Genomic DNA, 17,130 nt, shown 5'->3' on the forward strand with positions numbered 1-17,130 from the left:
ATAGTTAAACCAATAAACGTTAAAGAGAAAGAAATCACATGCAGTTTTTAATGGATAACCTAACGGTTATATTATCGCTTGCGGGAACAGGCGTGTTCGCAGGCATACTAGCAGGAATGCTTGGCGTAGGTGGAGGCATTGTTATTGTGCCGGTACTGTTTTTCTTGTTCCAAGCCCTTGGTGTGTCCCCTGAGAGCGCAATGGTAATAGCCACGGCCACGTCGTTGGCAACCATCGTCCCTACTTCAGTAAGCTCTATTCGTGCTCATCACAGTAAGGGCAATGTAGACTTTGCGTTGCTAAAAGCGTGGGCAGTGTTCATTTTAATTGGCGTGCTTGCCGGAAGCTATGCGGTGACGGCGGTTAACCCGACGTTCCTTACCTTACTGTTTGGCATTATTGCAACCTTGTCTGCCATTAATATGCTTCTTGGCAAGAAAGACGCGCTATTTAATGGGCTACCGGGCCGCGCGGGTCAGTCGATTATGGCAACCTGCATTGGCCTATTTAGTTCTATGGTAGGCATTGGTGGCGGTACGTTAACCGTGCCGACTCTCACATTTTGTAACTACCCAGCACACAAAGCGGTGGGTACCGCTGCTGCAGTCGGTTTAATTATTTCGCTTCCAGCGGCACTCACGCTGCTATTTGTTGGTACCACTCCTGTTGATGCGCCCTTCGCTACGTACGGCTATGTAAACTTGCTGGGGTTTGTCTGCATTGTTCCGCTCACCGTGTTATTTGCGCCTGTCGGAGCAAGCATAGCCAACAAGCTAGACGCTGGCTTACTTAAGAAAATCTTCGCCGTTGTTCTCATCATCACTGGCTTGCGCATGCTAGCGCAAGTGCTTATCTAGGAGTGCCCACATGTCTAAAGAAGCTTCTAACAGAACGTTTGCTCCACTATCGCCGCCGCCTCGCTTGCTAATGGGCCCGGGCCCAATTAACTGCTACCCCCGTGTGTTAAGCGCCATGTCTACCCAGTTAGTAGGTCAATATGACCCTGTAATGACTGGCTACATGAACGAGGTCATGCAACTTTACCGCGATGTTTTCAATACGAAAAACCAGCAAACCTTCTTGGTCGACGGTACGTCGCGCGCTGGAATTGAAGCTGTATTGGTATCGGCAATTGAGCCAGGCGATAAAGTCCTCGTACCTATCTTCGGGCGTTTTGGGCATTTGCTTGCTGAAATTGCAGAGCGCGCCGACGCTGAAGTTCACACCATTGAAGTGCCGTGGGGCGAAGTGTTTACGCCTGAACAGATTGAAAAGGCGATAAAAGACGTAAAACCAAAACTGCTTGCCATTGTTCAAGGGGATACGTCCACCACCATGCTGCAACCGCTTGCAGAAATTGGCGCGATTTGTGAAGCAAACGATGTGTTGTTTTACTGCGATGCAACAGCGTCAGTAGGTGGGAACCCGCTAGACGTTGATGCATGGAAATTAGATGCGGTGTCAGTTGGCCTGCAAAAGTGCTTAGGAGGCCCATCAGGCAGTGCTCCTATTACACTAAGCGACAAGTTTGTTAAAACCGTGCGTACCCGTCACCACGTTGAAGCCGGCATTCGCGATGCTCACCATGAAGCCGCGCGTGGCCCTAAAATTCGTTCTAACTACTTCGACTTGCCCATGATCATGGATTATTGGGGCGAGGAGCGACTAAATCACCACACCGAAGCGGCCAGTATGCTCTATTGTGCCCGTGAATGCGCGCGCCTGCATTTAGAAGAAGGCCAGGAGAACGTGATTGCTCGTCACAAAGTAGCGGGCGACGCCATGCTAGCCGGTATTCAAGCCATGGGACTTGAGCCCTTCGGCGATCTGAAACACAAAATGTACAACGTTGTAGGTGTTCATATTCCCGAGGGAGTTCATGGCGAAGAGGTACGCGAAACCTTACTTCTGCGTTTTAACATTGAAATAGGCACAAGCTTTGGTCCGTTAAAAGGAAAAATTTGGCGCATTGGCACTATGGGCTATAACGCCAGAGAAGATGCCGTGTTACATACCCTACAGTCCCTTGAAACTGTGCTTCGTATGCAAGGGTTTGCGCTACCTGCTGGTAAAGGTGTAGATGCTGCGCTTGGCGTTTATGCTAAGGCTAAAGCGGCGGGAGTCGCGAATGGGTGAATTCGCAGAATTTGCTGAATTGGCTACGCAAGTTATGGCAAGGTGCGAAACATTAGGCACCTTAAGCCAGGACCCAGCCTGTTTAGACAGGCGCTATTTGACCGAACAACACAAGCTTGCAAATCAACTAGCCTCAGGGTGGATGATTGAAGCCGGAATGACCACCTGGCAAGACGCCGTTGGCAATATATGGGGGCGCTATACATCAAGCGTGCCCAACGCACCGCGATTAATTTTAGGTAGCCACCTCGACACTGTGCCTAACGGCGGAAAGTACGACGGCATGCTAGGCGTGGTCGCCGCTATTTCGCTGGTCGCTATGTTTGACGGCACGCAAACCAAGTTCCCTTTTCATATCGACATTGTGGGTTTTTGTGATGAAGAAGGCACGCGATTTGGCACCACCCTTTTGGGAAGCCGCGCGCTCACCGGTAAGTGGCAAGAGCAATGGCGTCATCTAAAAGATGAAAATGGCGTGAACTTAGAGCAAGCCATGACGAACTTCGGCCTTAATTTCGACGCAGTAAACAGTGCCGCTATTTCCCGTACCGACATTTTGGGTTACATAGAACTTCACATTGAACAAGGCCCTGTTTTAGAGCAAGAAAATCTGCCTGTTGGCGTTGTCAGTGCTATTGCTGGTGCAAAACGTTTTAATTTTTCAGTAGAAGGCATGGCGGGTCACGCTGGCACTGTGCCGATGTCTATGCGACGAGATGCGTTGTGCGCAAGTGCAGAGATGCTATTGGCTGTAGAGAGCATAAGCTTGCAGCGTCCGGGCGTTGTAGCCACGGTAGGTAAAATTGAAAATGCGCCAAACGGCGTTAACGTCATTTCTGGTCGCACACGTTTTTCTCTCGATATCAGAAGCGAAGATGATGAATTGCGAGATTCTGTATTGGCAGAAATATTGCAAAAGTTTGATGCCATTGCGCATGCAAGACAAATAACGCTAACACGGGAGCAAACCCACAGCGCACCTGCGGTGCATTGCGATAGCCAGCTAAAAGAAGCACTCGTTCGAGGCGTAGAAGAAAGCGGAATTAAGCCAAGAGTACTTGCCTCGGGTGCAGGTCATGACGCTATGGCCATTGCAGATATTTGCCCTGTGGCCATGTTGTTTACACGTTGTAAGGGCGGAATAAGTCACCACCCTGCAGAATCTATTACCATTGATGACGTGGCCGCAAGTTTGTCAGTACTTTATAAAACCATTAGCAAGCTCAAGCATACGTAGTGGTCAAATCAGTAAAGTTTCAATGAAGGGTTAATAATGAAAATAACAAGGATTTACAACGATGAAGCAGGCAAAAGTCATTTTGGCGAAGTGGAGATTGCGCTAAAAGACGGCGGTCCCATCGGCATGCTTTCAGAAAAATTTGGAGCCGATAAGATCATTTTTCGCGAAACGCCTGCAGATTATGATTTTAAGTGGCATCCAGCGCCAACGCGACAACTCCTTTTCATAATTAAAGGGCGTGCTGAATTTACGGTGTCTAATGGTGAGCGACATGTGTTTGGAGCAGGTGACGTACTATTGCTAGAAGACACAGAAGGCGAAGGCCATTGTTCGCGTGCGATGTACAATGAAGTGCGCCACTCAATTTTTGTGACGTTAGATGAAGGCGTAGTCCTTTAAAACGACCGTTCGCACTGCTCTGAAAAAATGCGCTAATTTAGCGCATTTTTTTGTTTAGGCACCAAAATGGGGCTTACGAATTGCCTAATTATTTGCTCCTTACCCAAACCCACATAAAAAACATTTTAAAACAACAACTTAAAAACACATTACTAAGCAGACCAACTGGTCAATATCTTGCAACCATAGAGCAACTATTGCTAAGAAAAATTGCTCATGCCATTTGTTGTACGAACCCTGTTCATTTTGTCTTTATCCTTTGTTGGTCTTTATTCCGCCGCAAGCCCCTTTCCTACTGAAGAAGACGCAAACAGTTGGTTTAAGCAATATACACAGTCATTGACCGACTCACAGACCTATCAACTACTTAAACAGTTTCCAAAAGGCGGTGACTTGCACCATCACTTATCAGGCTCGGCGTACGGCAAATGGTGGTATGAGCTAGCAACTAATCAAGCGCTAAACGGCGGCTATCAGTACTTCACTAAGGTAAATCATAGCGAGTGTGACTCGGCGCCGTTGTTTCATACTATTTCTAACACTACCCACTCTAAACTAACGAAATGTGAGCAAAAGCAATATAAAGCGCTGAATGCCCTAAGTAACAAAGAGCAAGAAGCGTTTATCCATAGTGTTGAACTTGATAAGCCAGAAGAAGGTCGAGAGGAGTTTTTTGAGTTTCACTGGCAGCGTTTAAGCGAGCTTACTCAAAACCCCTATATTACAGCGCAGGTTCTGCTTAGAAACATGCAGCTGTATCAACAAGAAAATGTGCGCTATTTAGAAACGCAAATGAACGTTAGGTTTATGAATCGCGCAGACGGGAGCCGCTTTCCCCCTGCTGAAGCACTTAAAGTTATTACAGACATGCTCGATAGCGAACCAGCGAAAGCTACTGGTGTCACCGTTCGTTTTCAATATGCCTTGGTTCGTTTTACTGACAACATTGAAGCCCAATTAGACTGGATCTTCAAATTCGTAGACGCCAATAGAAAATGGTATGTAGGGATAAATTTGGTTGGCAGGGAGGATGATCCCCGAGGTCAACCCAAACGCTTTTTAGCGCCCATAACGAGACTTAGAGCTCAATATCCAGCCATTCGCCTCTCCTTTCATGCAGGTGAATCTGAGCATGCAGATACCAATATTCGCGACACCTTACTGTTAGGCGCAGAGCGAATAGGCCATGGCATTAATCTGCTAAAAGATCCTTCAACGTATTTGCTCATGCGCCATAACCGCTATTTGATTGAAACCAATTTAATTTCAAACCTAAAGTTAGAATACATCGATGATTTGAGCGCTCATCCCTTTCCTCAACTTTTAAGAACCGGTGTACCCACTGCACTTTCAACCGACGACCGAGGGATGTGGGATGCCACACTTACAGATGAATATTACCTGGCATTTACCCAGTTCAATCTAAGCTGGAGTGAGCTAGTTACATTAAGTCAAAACAGTATCAAGTACAGCTTTTTACAAGACGAGAAAAAAGAGCAAATACTTACTGAGTTAAACCGAGATCTAACACAGTTTTTAGCCTTAATAGCGGAAAACGCTAACCAAATACCTTCTGCAAACAGCAAAGTACAACCTCTAAACAGCAACGTGGAACGCTACAGTGATTTCATCTGCGAGTTTGCCGCCTCGGTCTGCGCCAATGAAGGAAATAACAAGGAAATAACAAGGAAATAACCATGTCTTCAAATCACAGCGAACTACTTTACGATTTACATGATACTCCGGCATTTCTTCCTTCACTTACCGCGGCATTTCAGCATTTACTTGCAAGCTTTGTCGGTGTCATTACGCCGACTCTTATTGTTACATCAACACTGGGCCTTACTGAATACACGCCTTATCTTATCAGTATGGCCTTGTTTGTAAGCGGCTTAGGCACGGCAATTCAAACAAAGCGTATAGGCCCGGTAGGCAGTGGATTGGTAGCCATCCAAGGTACCAGTTTTGCGTTTATTAGCGCGTTGATACTGGCAGGAAATCAGGTCAAGGCGGATGGAGGAACACCCGAAGATGTCTTGTCTTTGTTGTTTGGATTAACTATGGCGGGTGCCTTGGTCGAAGTGGTGTTTAGTCTATTTGTACATAAACTCAAACGTATCATTACACCATTAACTACAGGAATTGTAATAACCGCTATTGGGCTAAGCTTGATAAACGTAGGCATGACTGATCTTGCGGGCGGCTTTCACGCTGCTGACTTCGCCAGCACAGAAAACTTAGCCGTTGGACTTGGCGTGTTGCTCATTATTGTTTTCTTGAACGCCTCAACAAATCATTGGCTGCGTTTAAGCGCCATCTTTATTGGTATGGCAATTGGTGCAACCTATGTTGGCATTACAAAAGGATTAGATTTCAGCGGCCTTGCTTCGCTTTCTGTCGTAGCGATCCCCACCCCTTTTGCCTTTGGCATTGCATTTGATATCACTCTCTTTTTACCTATCGCGCTTATCTATTTGTTTAGTGCAATAGAAACGGCCGGCGACTTAACCGCAAATAGCCTTTTCTGTAAGCAGCCTGTGAGCGGTCCGATTTATCTTGCAAGAGTGAAAGGCGGGATTTTGGGCGACGGCGTTAATTCGTTACTTGCTGGCATGTTCAACACCTTTCCAAATACTACATTTGGCCAGAATAACGGGGTTATCCAATTAACCGGCATCGCCAGCCGTAAGGTCGGCTTTTTTGTTGCAGCGCTATTCGTTGTTATTGGGTTCTTCCCCATTGTAGGTGGTGTGCTGCAGGCTATTCCCAAGCCAGTTCTTGGCGGTGCTACTCTGGTTATGTTTGCCATGGTGGCCGTGGGTGGCTTAAAGCTATTAGCCAGCTACGCACTTGATAGGCGCAGTAGTTTGGTGACAGCGTGTGCGCTAGGTATGGCGATTGGTGTAATGATGGTACCAGAAGCCCTTTCTGAATTGCCTTCATGGCTTGAAAATATCTTACTTTCCCCAGTAACCTCGGCCGGCCTTACCGCCGTCATCCTTGATTTAACCTTACCTGGAAAAAAGCCCCTTGCTTCCCCACACGCTAGTGCACAAAAAATTGAAAGCAGCACTGGCGTTGCTCAGGACAACCCTGCTTACGAGCCTATTCACAACCCAAAGCCAGAAGGTAACCGTAGGGCGCCGAAAGCACTCAATGAAAAAGCCGTTGTAAACCATGAGGTTGTTAAGCACTCAGCTCACTCGACACACATTTTAAGTATAGACGGACAACCGGGCGTAACCTCTGCTCTTTTTAGTGCAAAAGCTCGCTAAAAATCACCTTATAAGTGCATGCATTTATGCGATTGAGTTTATTTACATAAAAATAACAATATAAGAACAACATTATATATTTTTATCCCTATAATTCAGCAACTTAAGAGAAGGTTAAAAGTTGACCAACTGGACAAGTAGTTGGCACTCATCCTGCTAACTCTCTTGCCAATAACAAAACGCATATAAAAATGCGTGAAAAGAGCCCTAAAAAGGGGCAACTAAAAATAACGAGGAAACCATGAAAAACACTACATTCAATTTATCTCCTCTAGCAAAAGCTTTTGCAATGACTACCGCGGTCGCGCTATCGTCGCAAGCTTTTGCTCAAGAAGAGACAGAGGTTAAAGAAAAAGACGTTGAAAAAATTCAGGTAACAGGATCCCTTGGGAGCCTTCCTGGTCAAGACGTTGAGTCAGTTTTTGGCTTTGGCAAATCTATTCTCGAAACGCCTCGCTCAGCGTCCACGATTTCTCAAGAGCAAATGGAGCGCTTCAACGTTTCAGACATTGATGAACTCGTCGCGTTCGCACCAGGTACATTCACACAGTCGTTCTTCGGTGTTGCAGGCTCTCTGGATGTGCGGGGCACGCCTGGGGAAACTTACTTCCGCGGTGTTAAGCGCTTAGACAACCCAGGTAACTACCCTACGCCTATTGGCGCGTCCAGCCGAATCGACATCGTTCGTGGTCCGGCATCACCTATTTACGGCCCATCTAAAATTGGTGGTTATCTGAACTTTAATCCCAAGTCTGCCCGTGCGTCATCGGGGCAGTATTTAGATGCACCAACAGGCGCGTTGTCTTACACAACGGGGTCGTGGAACAAAAGCATTTTAACCGCAGAAGTTGGCGGACCGACTAGTGTTGCCGGTAAAGAAATGGGCTATTACATATACGGTGAGCTAGAAAACTCTGACAGTTACTACGACAATACCCAGACTGATCAAACCGTACTTCAAGCATCATTTAATATCGATATTACCGATAACCTTCGCTTTGAATTTGGTGGTATGTACCACGACTACGATGGTAACCAAGTGGCCGGCTGGAACCGATTAACTCAGGAGTTAGTTGACGACGGAACCTATATTACAGGTACGGCTCAACCATTAGATACGGACGGCGACGGTCAAATCAGTCACGAAGAATATGCTGAAGTCGCCGACTTGATTTCACCGTTTATTTTCACGCCAGCTGTCCCATTAGATTCGGTTACAGGCGACTTTTTCGATCCTCTAATGGCATTACAAAACCCAGGTACTACGACCTTAAGTGGTAGCCAAACTTTGGTAGCACCTGATGACCAACTTGGTAACGAAGCCATAACGCTTTACTTCGACACCATTTACTACACGGATAATTGGGAAATTCGCAACCAGCTTTTCTATGATGCATACGACAACATAAACGAAAATGCTTATGGCTTCTCACAATTCCATGACAGCTGGGTTATAGAAGACAAACTAATTTTCGCGACAGAATATGAGAACGACGGACTATTAGCGCAATTTCAATTTTCTCCATCTGTACGCTATACCGACTTTGAGCACGGCGATGACTTTACTTACGAGTTCTTTAATCGTCGCGACCTAACCATGCCGTCTTCAGCGCTCGATCGCCGCCTTTTGTCTACCCGCTCGGGTAAAAACTACGACAACTATGACGTAGGTAATTACTTAGACTTAGGCATTGCTGCAATGACCGATTTAACTTGGGACTGGGGTTTAAACTTAGTACTAGGTTTACGATACGACACTATTGATATTGAAAGCACATCGCGCACGAATTTACTTTTGGGCGCTACTGGAGATGAAACACCAGTTTATGCTGAAGAAACCGTAGATGGATGGTCTTGGAACGCTAGTATTTCATATGAATTTGAATTTGGCCTTATTCCTTATATCACTGCAGCAGAGCAAGCTACCCTTGTTGCAGGCCAGGGCGCCGAGATTGGTGTTGGCCAACTCAATCAACCTGGTGGTGGCGGTGCATTCGACACCTCTGAGCTGATGGAATACGGTATTAAAGGTTCTCTCGTTGACGATACACTCTATTTTGCACTTTCATTCTTTGAGCAAGAGCGTACCGACTTCAATACTCAGAATACGGTTACCAACAACACAACCAATAACGAAGGCACCGAATTTGAACTTCGTTGGGTAGTCAATGAGAACCTTGTTGTTTCTGCTGGCTATACAAATATAGAAGTTATCAACTTAACTGCACTTGCCAATGGAAACCAATTTGGGTTCTTAGGTGCTGACGATTTAGTTGCTCTTGATGATCCTTCGTTAATTTTTGGCGGGAACGTAGTAGGTCTTAACCTTGTTGGTGAAGGAGAAACAAACTCTGACGGACGAAAGGCCGGTATTCCTGAAAATATTTACACGCTGACAGCAACCTATGACTTCCAAAATGGTTATGCTGCCAACGTGAGTATTGTGGATGTGGATGAGGTCGCGTCTGGCTACTCAGCTGCAGTGACACTTCCAGCCTACACGTTAGTCAATGCTGGCTTGTCATATCAGGCGGAAGATTGGTCGTTAAACTTAACCGTTAAAAACTTAACTGACGAGCGTTATTTCCGCTCTAACTTCCCTGATCTATTTGGTAGTCAAATTGTACTACCTGAACTACCGCGTCACTGGAATGCTAAATTTACTTACTCATTCTAAGTTCGCATACTCTTTGAGCGTGGTCGTGCCTCATGTGTAGATTGAACGTTCGACACACGCTCTCAGGCCTGTAAGTTTTTTCGATAAGAAGCCCAGTTTGATAATGCTGGGCTCTTTTTTAGGAGTACTAAATGCATCTTTCTTTTTATCCACTGCTTAAACAAAAACGGTCTGCCTTTTTCAACGCTTTGCTTATATTGGCTATGTTTTTGGGTTTCTGTAGCAGTAGTTATTCTGCCAGTGTTAAAACCAATGACGCTAAGCCGCCAATGAAAGTGAAGGTTGTTGTGGTAAGTATGTTCGAAATTGGCAGCGACGAAGGCGACGCGCCTGGTGAATTTCAATTGTGGAAGGCTCGCCAGAAACTCACAACCCAATACCCTTTGCCTCATGGCTTTCACGACATTTACGCCAATCCTGATACAGGTGTAATCGGTATGGTTACGGGAATGGGCATTGCGCGCGCTTCAGCAGCAATAATGGCACTAGGTCTTGATCCTCGCTTTGATTTATCCCAAGCCTATTGGTTGGTCGCAGGGATCGCGGGAGTCGACCCAGCGGATAACACCATTGGGAGTGCAATTTGGACCGATTACGTAGTCGATGGCGACCTAGCACATCAAATTGACGCTAGAGAAATTCCGTCTCAGTGGAGTACGGGCTATTTCCCCCTCTTCACTCACGCGCCCTTTGAAAACGCTGACGCTGTAGACGTAAACAACAGCCCAAATGGCGAGGTGTACGCGCTGAACTTACCGTTAGCAAAGTGGGCCTATTCGTTGACAAAAGACACCAAGCTTTTAAACAACGAAGCGATGGATGCACTGAGAGCCAAGTACACCAACTCAGCTAGTGCTAAAGCACTTCCAAATGTATCTATGGGTGCGCATTTATCTGCTTCTACCTTTTGGCATGGCGAAAAACTAAATACGTGGGCAAACGATTGGGTAGCATACTGGACGCAGGGCAAAGGAAATTTTGTTACCTCGGGCATGGAAGACTCGGCAACACTTCAAAGCTTGAGCTACTTGGACAATGCAGGGTTAGTCAACAAAGACCGCTTACTTATTCTTAGAACGGCGAGCAATTTTACCATGCAGCCACCATCGTTGAGCGCCGCGGAGAACCTAAAGTTAGAGAGTTCTGGCGAAGGATATGCAGCAATGGGAGCCGCTATAGAAGCCGCCTATAATGTCGGCTCGCAGGTTACAGACTATATTGTAACGCATTGGGAAACCGTAAAAGATACGCCCCCTTCAGCGGAATAAACGCACTTTAACCTCTACGCTGTCACTGATTTAGCATTTAGTGCATGGCGCACCTGAAGGGTAACATCATTTTGTACCACGGGCTTGGCAAGAAAATCGGCCATGCCCGCATTGCTACAATTAGTTTTATCTTCAGGCGTAGTATTTGCCGTTACAGCCACAATACGGCCGTGCTTGGCCAATAAGTTCTCTTGGACAATAATCTTAGTCGCACTTACCCCATCGAGCACCGGCATAGCGCAATCCATAAATATAATGTCGTATTTTTTAGCTCGGGCCATTTGAACGGCTATTTCGCCATTTTCGGCTTCATCTGGAAGGTAATTAAACTTCTCTAGCATGGATGCAAGCACGAAACGGTTTATATCGTTGTCATCAACAACCAAAACGTTAAGAGGAACGCTAAGCAGGTCTGAAGAGAGGACAACGTCACTCTGCTTTTCTTTATCTAAAACTGCCATTTCTACAGGTATGGCAATATCGAAACAGGAGCCTTTCCCTGCGCTTGAGCGCACTTCAAGCTCGCCATCCATTTTGCCAACAAGTTGATTGACGATAGACAGCCCTAAACCGTTTCCATTTAACTCTTCAGAGGCACTGGCGGTGTCGTTTTGAAATGGTCTAAAAATACGTGACAATATTTCATCACTCATGCCCACACCAGTGTCTTCAATTGACGCAAGTAAGATAGGCACATCGCCTTGATGCTTTAACGTAACTTGCACCGAAATATACCCTTTCGGCGTAAATTTAACCGCGTTCGATAGTAAATTTGTAATGACTTGACTGATTCGGGCGGCATCTCCGTGAACATAAGTGTTTTCGTCAAAAGACAGCACCGCGTAAAGCCTTACGCCTTTCTCTGCACATTTTGTTTTAAATACATCTAGGATATCTTCAATTAACGAACGCGCACAAAAGTCGCTATATTTTAGTGAGAATTCGCCGTTAATAATGGACGTGTAATCCAAAACATCGTTTATAAGAGACAATAAGCGGTCTGCGCTATGAAGCGCCACGTCCGCTTTACGCATTCGCACATTTTCTTTATTTTCAAACTTGAGCGCCTGCAGCATGCCGGTAATGCCATTAAGCGGCGTCTTTAATTCGTGGCTTATGCGGGATAACAACATGCCACGTTCTTTAGACGCAGCTTCGGCTTCTCTTCTTCTCTCATCCAATTCGAGTCTAAGTTGCACCGACTTGTTTACGTTTTGGCAAGTCCCAAACAAACGAATACACTTTCCGTGCTTCATCTCAGCCATGCCGTGGGTTTCTATCCAAACCGAATTACCTTTGGCGGAGACAAGTTCAAGCGTTGCACTCCACGGTTCACCCGTAGCGACCGTGTGGGAGACAATGCGGTTTATCTCATCTCTATCAAACCCCTCTTTGTAGAAGTTGATAGCTGTTTCTAATGTGGGTACAAAGTCTTCTGAGACTTCGTGAATAAGCCGAGTTTGTGAAGACCAGCTAAGTGCATTAGTGGTCAAATCAACTTCCCATGTGCCTATGTTCGCTACACTTTGTAACTTTTCGTACAACGTGTTTTGATTGGTCTCTGCTTTTTCGAGATGAAACTTATCCAACATCACGCTCAGGCAATCGTCTAACAGCGACAGCTTGTCGAGGTTTACCGACTGTTCCGGGCACGCATTAATAAAGACTAAGCAGACTTGGCTTCCATCTAGGGTATGAACACGGCCTCGAATGTATTTTTCGGCATTAAAATAAGTAGAAAACCATTGTTTAAATGCAGTAGAACACTTAGCGCTGTTTACAGGGAAACAATTGTCTACAGGCACACAGGTAGAGAAAGAAGGGACCGACTTAAAGTTGGGTGCATACGCCGACGAAGCTTTAACCAATATATTAACTGTCTCTTCGTCCAGCTGTAAAAGTAAACCTTGAAACACGCCAAACGAATCGCAGCCTCGCTGTACCAAACTGGTTAGCGATGCCTTCAACTGGTGTTCCAGTTTCACATTCAAACTCGATTGTTCGTCAAAATAAACCATGGTTCGCTACCCAAGCGTAAAGACCACAAGATTCTTGCCGCCTTGCTCGATTCATGCACAGCGGCCCCGCATTTATAATGATAGCTTGGGATTTGAATACGGGATATTAAACAATAGGCTAGAAATTCTATTTTTATGATGGGAAATTGGGCTGTGGCCTCAGCCCTTGGCTTGGTTTCGCCCTAATTCTTTTGCTTCAAACAGTGAAATGTCAGCGTCTTCTATAAGCGCAGCCACATCGTCTTCAACCACATCCGTAGCTTTCCAAACTGCAAAGCCTGCACTTATTGATACGCGGTTTTCTATCCCTTTACCATGTGGAATTCTTGCATTGGCGACAGCCTCAACAAGCTGATGTGCCACTAGCTTTGTGCCCTGATGGTCGATATAGGGGAGGACGACTAAAAACTCTTCGCCGCCAAAGCGAATAACGGCATCTTTCGGCCGTTTAACCGTGTCCGATACAATTTGCGCCACTTTTTGAAGACAAATATCGCCTTCGAGATGCCCGTACGTATCGTTGAAAAGCTTAAAATAATCGATGTCGATCATTATTGCTCCAACTGTACCTTTGTCTCTCGCAACTTGCTTAATAAGTAACGGAATTTCCTTGGTTAAATACATGCGATTGTACAAACCCGTTAGCTGATCGTGAAATGTCATCATTTCAAGGAATTCGGTGCGAAGCTTATTTTGCAGATGTGTTTTGATGCGATGCGTCAACGTAGAAGCGTTAACCGGTTTCATGACAAAGTCTGACGCCCCTACTTCCCAGCACGCATTTTCACTCTCAATATCCATTGTAGACGTAACGAAAATGACAGGGATATGATTCGTTTCAGGCGAGGCTTTTAAGGCTGTGCAAACGTCTAGACCATCAATATCTGGCATATTCATGTCCAGCAGAACTAAATCCGGCAAATTTGCTTTACAGTAAGATATGGCTTCTTCTCCCGACTCGGCTGTAGCACAGGTAAACACCGACTCTAGGATGGATTCAAGCAGCATACGACTCATCGGCTCATCGTCCACAATAAGTACATTACACTCTGCGTAGGGTTTTATTTCATTTCGATTCATCGGGTACTTTTATTGTTACTACACCAAGGTGACCATTCTCGCTTCCGTTGTTTCTGCTTTTACAATATCAAAGTAATAACAACGTTTTACGCAAGTCTAACACCTTACATCCAAATTTGTATCGAAAAGTCAGCTAGTTTGCTTCCAAGTAGGTATGGTTTGAAAGACAAGGTTATAAAGAAGGTCTATCGATAGCGTTCTACACGCAGCCGAGTAAACCTTACGCAACTTGGCAATCATCGATGAACTTTGTGAAGAAATCCGCCATCGCCATAGGGCGACACATAAAATACCCCTGCCCTAAGTGACATCCAAGTGCTTTGAGCGCGGCAAAATGAGATTGGGTCTCTATCCCTTCGGCAACAATGGTTAACTCTAAGCTTAATGCTAAATGCACTATTGCCGTTACGATGTCATGTGCCTGCTGTTCTTTATCCATATCAATAACAAAAGAGCGATCTATCTTAAGCACATTCAATGGAAACTGACGCAAATAGGAGAGACTTGAATAGCCCGTACCAAAATCATCCAACGCAATAGTAACGCCCAATGAAGCCAAGTCGTTCAGGATATCTCGGGTTTGCTCAAAGTCATGCATTAGGGCTGATTCTGTTACCTCCAACTCTATAGACGACGCAGCGATACCCGCTTCGTTGATAATTTCAGCAATTTCTTTTGCGAAGCCTGGGTTTGAAAGCTGTTTAGCAGCTACGTTTACCGCCACTTTGAAGTCTTGCCCCAATTCGTTGCATCTAGCGACAAACTCACAGCTTTTTTGCAAAACTTGCTTACCTAATTGATGTATTAGCCCAGTCTCTTCTGCCAGTGGGATAAACTCATCAGGTCCAATAACTTTACCATTCTCGTCGAACATTCTGACTAAGCTTTCCGCACTTAGTACTGCACTATCGTCAAAGTCATACTTAGGCTGTAGGTAAATGGCGAGACTGTCGTTCTCGATAGCATTTCTAAGCTTTATCTCCATCTCCACACGATGATGCATGGCATGCTGCAGGTCTTTTGAAAAGAAACTGAAAGTGTCTTTGCCTTTTGATTTAGAGCGGTACATGGCTGAGTCTGCATGGCGCATCATCTCTTCCGCATTAACAGCATCTTGGGGATATAGGCTAATACCAATGCTTAAGCTAAGTTGATGAGCCTTACCGTCTATATCAATGGGCTCTCTACCCGCCTGCAAACACGCCATCGCAATACTGTCTGCACTGTAGCCCGAACCAATTTCAGTAAGTAAGCAGGCAAACTCATCGCCACCCACGCGGGCGAGCGTAGCGCTTTCTCCAACAACCTTTGCAAGGCGCTTTGCAATAGACGCAATAATACAGTCGCCGACTTGATGCCCAAGGCTGTCATTGAGGTATTTGAAATTATCGATATCGATTAACAGTAACGCTATGCTTTGCTTAGAGGTAAAACAACGAGTGATAGCCTGAACAACTCTATCGTGCAGCAGAACTCGGTTTGGCAGGCCCGTGAGCTGATCATGATTGGTTAAATGTGTCATCTTTACTGCCATTTCAATGGCTTCTGACACATCTTGGAAAACGATAACCGCACCAGACAGATGGCCATCCTCATCAATAATCGGTGACGCTGTATCTTCTACCCTGAACACTTGATTGTGTCGGCTTACCAGCGTGGCGTTATAAGACATAGCTACCGGGCGCATCACTTCGAGTGCGTAAAGAGCGGGGTTTAAAAGACGCTCATTTGTCGAGGCATCTCTTAAATTCATAACCTCATCGATAGGTTTGCCAAGGGCTTCAGTTTCGCTAAATCCGGTTAACCTTTGCGCTACCGGGTTAATAAACGTTACATCCCCTGCTGCGTTAATTGAAATAACGCCGTCAGCTATTGATTTGAGAGTAATAGCAAGCTGCTTTTTCTCTGCTTCTAATTCGTGATTAACACGAGCAAGCTTCGTTTTTTGGTCCTGAATAGTGAGATGATTTCTCACTCGCATCTGGCACAACCCAATATCAATGGGCTTGGAAATGAAGTCGATGGCCCCCAGTGATAATGCAATATGTTCATTTTCAGAATCATTATGCGAGGTTACAAATATAACAGGGATAGCTGACGTTTCTGGGCAAGCTTTTAATTGCTTACACACATCAAACCCCGATAATCCAGGCATGCTTATATCTAGAATGACCAAATCGGGTTGCTGTGCTCTTACCACTGAAAATGCATTTGCGCTTTGCGAGACCGTAACAACCTTTGCTAGAGATTCTACTGCACTTTCTAATAACAAGAGTGTTGTTGGTTCATCGTCAATGATGACTACTTTCTGTGTCTCATTATCCATGAGAAATACCACACTGTGAAACTAATGACAGAATAAGTATCGCCTGAGATACGTAAAAAAAAATTAGTCTTTCGTCTAGGTTTTGCCGGTTTATGAACCGTTGTATGCTAAGCGGCTGAACTTGCTGTTTTTTGTTTAGAACATTTATTGTACACTGGCATAACGCTTCAATTACGGTGGCACATATGGACACATCTAACTCAAACGATACGCCCACTCGAGAACAATTATGGAACCGCGATGCCGCAATAAGCAGGCTAGGTGGAAATGAGGGGTTATTGAACCGTATTGTTGAAATGTTCCTCGCGCAAATAGAACAAAAACAATTAGCACTTCAAAGTGCAGCGACCGCATTAGATGTTGAAGCCGTTAGATTCAACAGTCATGCTATGAAAGGTGTGTCGGGCGATGTAGGTGCCGATGCCATTCGGGAGAAGGCATCGTCTATTGAAAACAAAGCCAAGCAAGACGATTTAAGCGAAATCGTTCAAGACATCACGGAATTAGACAATTTGATTAAGCAAACTATTGCAGTCATGCAATCGTAAAATCACATTAGCTTCTCGCATTAATCGCCAGAAGCTAACTCGACTATCATCCACTCCTCGCCTTGCTAGGGCCTGTTGACCTTTGTTGTACATTTTTGCAGCGGTCTGTGTGCCATCTAGACAAGGCGAATGTTTGACGGTTTAGTGGTTCTAAATCGAGAAC

12 protein-coding genes are annotated in these 17,130 nt (G+C 45.4%); 9 read left to right on the forward strand and 3 right to left on the reverse strand.

Translation table 11 applies throughout. The features are described 5' to 3' along the window. Nucleotides 1–38 precede the first annotated feature (38 nt). From MHN09_RS08020 to MHN09_RS08055, 8 genes are all read left to right on the forward strand, one after another. Nucleotides 39–857, forward strand: coding sequence for a sulfite exporter TauE/SafE family protein (locus MHN09_RS08020; protein ID WP_239240089.1), 819 nt, complete (start codon nt 39–41; stop codon nt 855–857). A 10-nt stretch (nt 858–867) separates the two neighbouring features. Then, on the forward strand, nt 868–2,136 hold the full coding sequence (locus MHN09_RS08025) for an alanine--glyoxylate aminotransferase family protein (protein ID WP_061485545.1): 1,269 nt from the start codon (nt 868–870) through the stop codon (nt 2,134–2,136). After that, nucleotides 2,129–3,373: an allantoate amidohydrolase gene (locus tag MHN09_RS08030; protein WP_061485543.1), complete on the forward strand. Its 1,245-nt coding sequence runs from the start codon at nt 2,129–2,131 to the stop codon at nt 3,371–3,373. Before MHN09_RS08025 ends, MHN09_RS08030 begins: the two co-directional genes overlap by 8 nt. Before the next feature lie 36 nt (nt 3,374–3,409). Continuing rightward, nucleotides 3,410–3,775, forward strand: a complete 366-nt coding sequence (locus tag MHN09_RS08035) for an AraC family ligand binding domain-containing protein (protein WP_239240091.1) — start codon at nt 3,410–3,412, stop codon at nt 3,773–3,775. A 216-nt stretch (nt 3,776–3,991) separates the two neighbouring features. Continuing rightward, nucleotides 3,992–5,470 carry an adenosine deaminase gene (locus MHN09_RS08040; protein ID WP_239240093.1) on the forward strand — a complete coding sequence of 493 codons (1,479 nt, stop codon included), beginning with the start codon at nt 3,992–3,994 and terminating at the stop codon, nt 5,468–5,470. Between the two features lie 2 nt (nt 5,471–5,472). Continuing rightward, the gene (locus tag MHN09_RS08045) at nt 5,473–7,050 is read left to right on the forward strand and encodes a nucleobase:cation symporter-2 family protein (protein ID WP_239240096.1); all 1,578 of its coding nucleotides are present in this window, start codon (nt 5,473–5,475) and stop codon (nt 7,048–7,050) included. Between the two features lie 241 nt (nt 7,051–7,291). Then, a complete protein-coding gene (locus MHN09_RS08050; protein WP_239240099.1) occupies nt 7,292–9,727 on the forward strand; it encodes a TonB-dependent receptor in 2,436 nt (811 codons plus the stop codon). Between the two features lie 131 nt (nt 9,728–9,858). Continuing rightward, a complete protein-coding gene (locus MHN09_RS08055; RefSeq protein WP_239240102.1) occupies nt 9,859–10,995 on the forward strand; it encodes a purine nucleoside permease in 1,137 nt (378 codons plus the stop codon). 14 nt (nt 10,996–11,009) lie between these two features. On the opposite strand, the gene MHN09_RS08060 is transcribed toward MHN09_RS08055, so the two are convergent. The 3 genes from MHN09_RS08060 to MHN09_RS08070 form a co-directional block, all read right to left on the reverse strand. Beyond that, nucleotides 11,010–13,013, reverse strand: coding sequence for an ATP-binding protein (locus MHN09_RS08060; RefSeq protein ID WP_239240105.1), 2,004 nt, complete (start codon nt 13,011–13,013; stop codon nt 11,010–11,012). A gap of 159 nt (nt 13,014–13,172) precedes the next feature. Beyond that, complete coding sequence (locus MHN09_RS08065; protein ID WP_069944084.1) at nt 13,173–14,093, reverse strand: diguanylate cyclase; 921 nt, start codon at nt 14,091–14,093, stop codon at nt 13,173–13,175. Between the two features lie 220 nt (nt 14,094–14,313). Next, entirely contained in the window at nt 14,314–16,419 is a 2,106-nt protein-coding gene (locus tag MHN09_RS08070; RefSeq protein ID WP_239240109.1) for an EAL domain-containing protein, read from the reverse strand. A gap of 185 nt (nt 16,420–16,604) precedes the next feature. On the opposite strand from MHN09_RS08070, the gene MHN09_RS08075 reads away from it, so the two are divergent. Next, nucleotides 16,605–16,967 (forward strand): Hpt domain-containing protein, encoded by a 363-nt coding sequence (locus MHN09_RS08075; protein WP_101564104.1) that lies wholly within the window; start codon nt 16,605–16,607, stop codon nt 16,965–16,967. Nucleotides 16,968–17,130: the final 163 nt, after the last annotated feature.

Origin of the sequence: Alteromonas sp. MmMcT2-5, assembly GCF_022348315.1 — a bacterium.
Classification (GTDB): domain Bacteria; phylum Pseudomonadota; class Gammaproteobacteria; order Enterobacterales; family Alteromonadaceae; genus Alteromonas; species Alteromonas macleodii.

What these genes read in the sequence shown, in the direction of transcription:
- MHN09_RS08020 (WP_239240089.1), top strand. Translation starts at nt 39, where the DNA reads ATGCAGTTTTTAATGGATAACCTAACGGTTATATTATCGCTTGCGGGA.
- MHN09_RS08025 (WP_061485545.1), top strand. Translation starts at nt 868, where the DNA reads ATGTCTAAAGAAGCTTCTAACAGAACGTTTGCTCCACTATCGCCGCCG.
- MHN09_RS08030 (WP_061485543.1), top strand. Translation starts at nt 2,129, where the DNA reads ATGGGTGAATTCGCAGAATTTGCTGAATTGGCTACGCAAGTTATGGCA.
- MHN09_RS08035 (WP_239240091.1), top strand. Translation starts at nt 3,410, where the DNA reads ATGAAAATAACAAGGATTTACAACGATGAAGCAGGCAAAAGTCATTTT.
- MHN09_RS08040 (WP_239240093.1), top strand. Translation starts at nt 3,992, where the DNA reads ATGCCATTTGTTGTACGAACCCTGTTCATTTTGTCTTTATCCTTTGTT.
- MHN09_RS08045 (WP_239240096.1), top strand. Translation starts at nt 5,473, where the DNA reads ATGTCTTCAAATCACAGCGAACTACTTTACGATTTACATGATACTCCG.
- MHN09_RS08050 (WP_239240099.1), top strand. Translation starts at nt 7,292, where the DNA reads ATGAAAAACACTACATTCAATTTATCTCCTCTAGCAAAAGCTTTTGCA.
- MHN09_RS08055 (WP_239240102.1), top strand. Translation starts at nt 9,859, where the DNA reads ATGCATCTTTCTTTTTATCCACTGCTTAAACAAAAACGGTCTGCCTTT.
- MHN09_RS08060 (WP_239240105.1), bottom strand. Translation starts at nt 13,013, where the DNA reads ATGGTTTATTTTGACGAACAATCGAGTTTGAATGTGAAACTGGAACAC.
- MHN09_RS08065 (WP_069944084.1), bottom strand. Translation starts at nt 14,093, where the DNA reads ATGAATCGAAATGAAATAAAACCCTACGCAGAGTGTAATGTACTTATT.
- MHN09_RS08070 (WP_239240109.1), bottom strand. Translation starts at nt 16,419, where the DNA reads ATGGATAATGAGACACAGAAAGTAGTCATCATTGACGATGAACCAACA.
- MHN09_RS08075 (WP_101564104.1), top strand. Translation starts at nt 16,605, where the DNA reads ATGGACACATCTAACTCAAACGATACGCCCACTCGAGAACAATTATGG.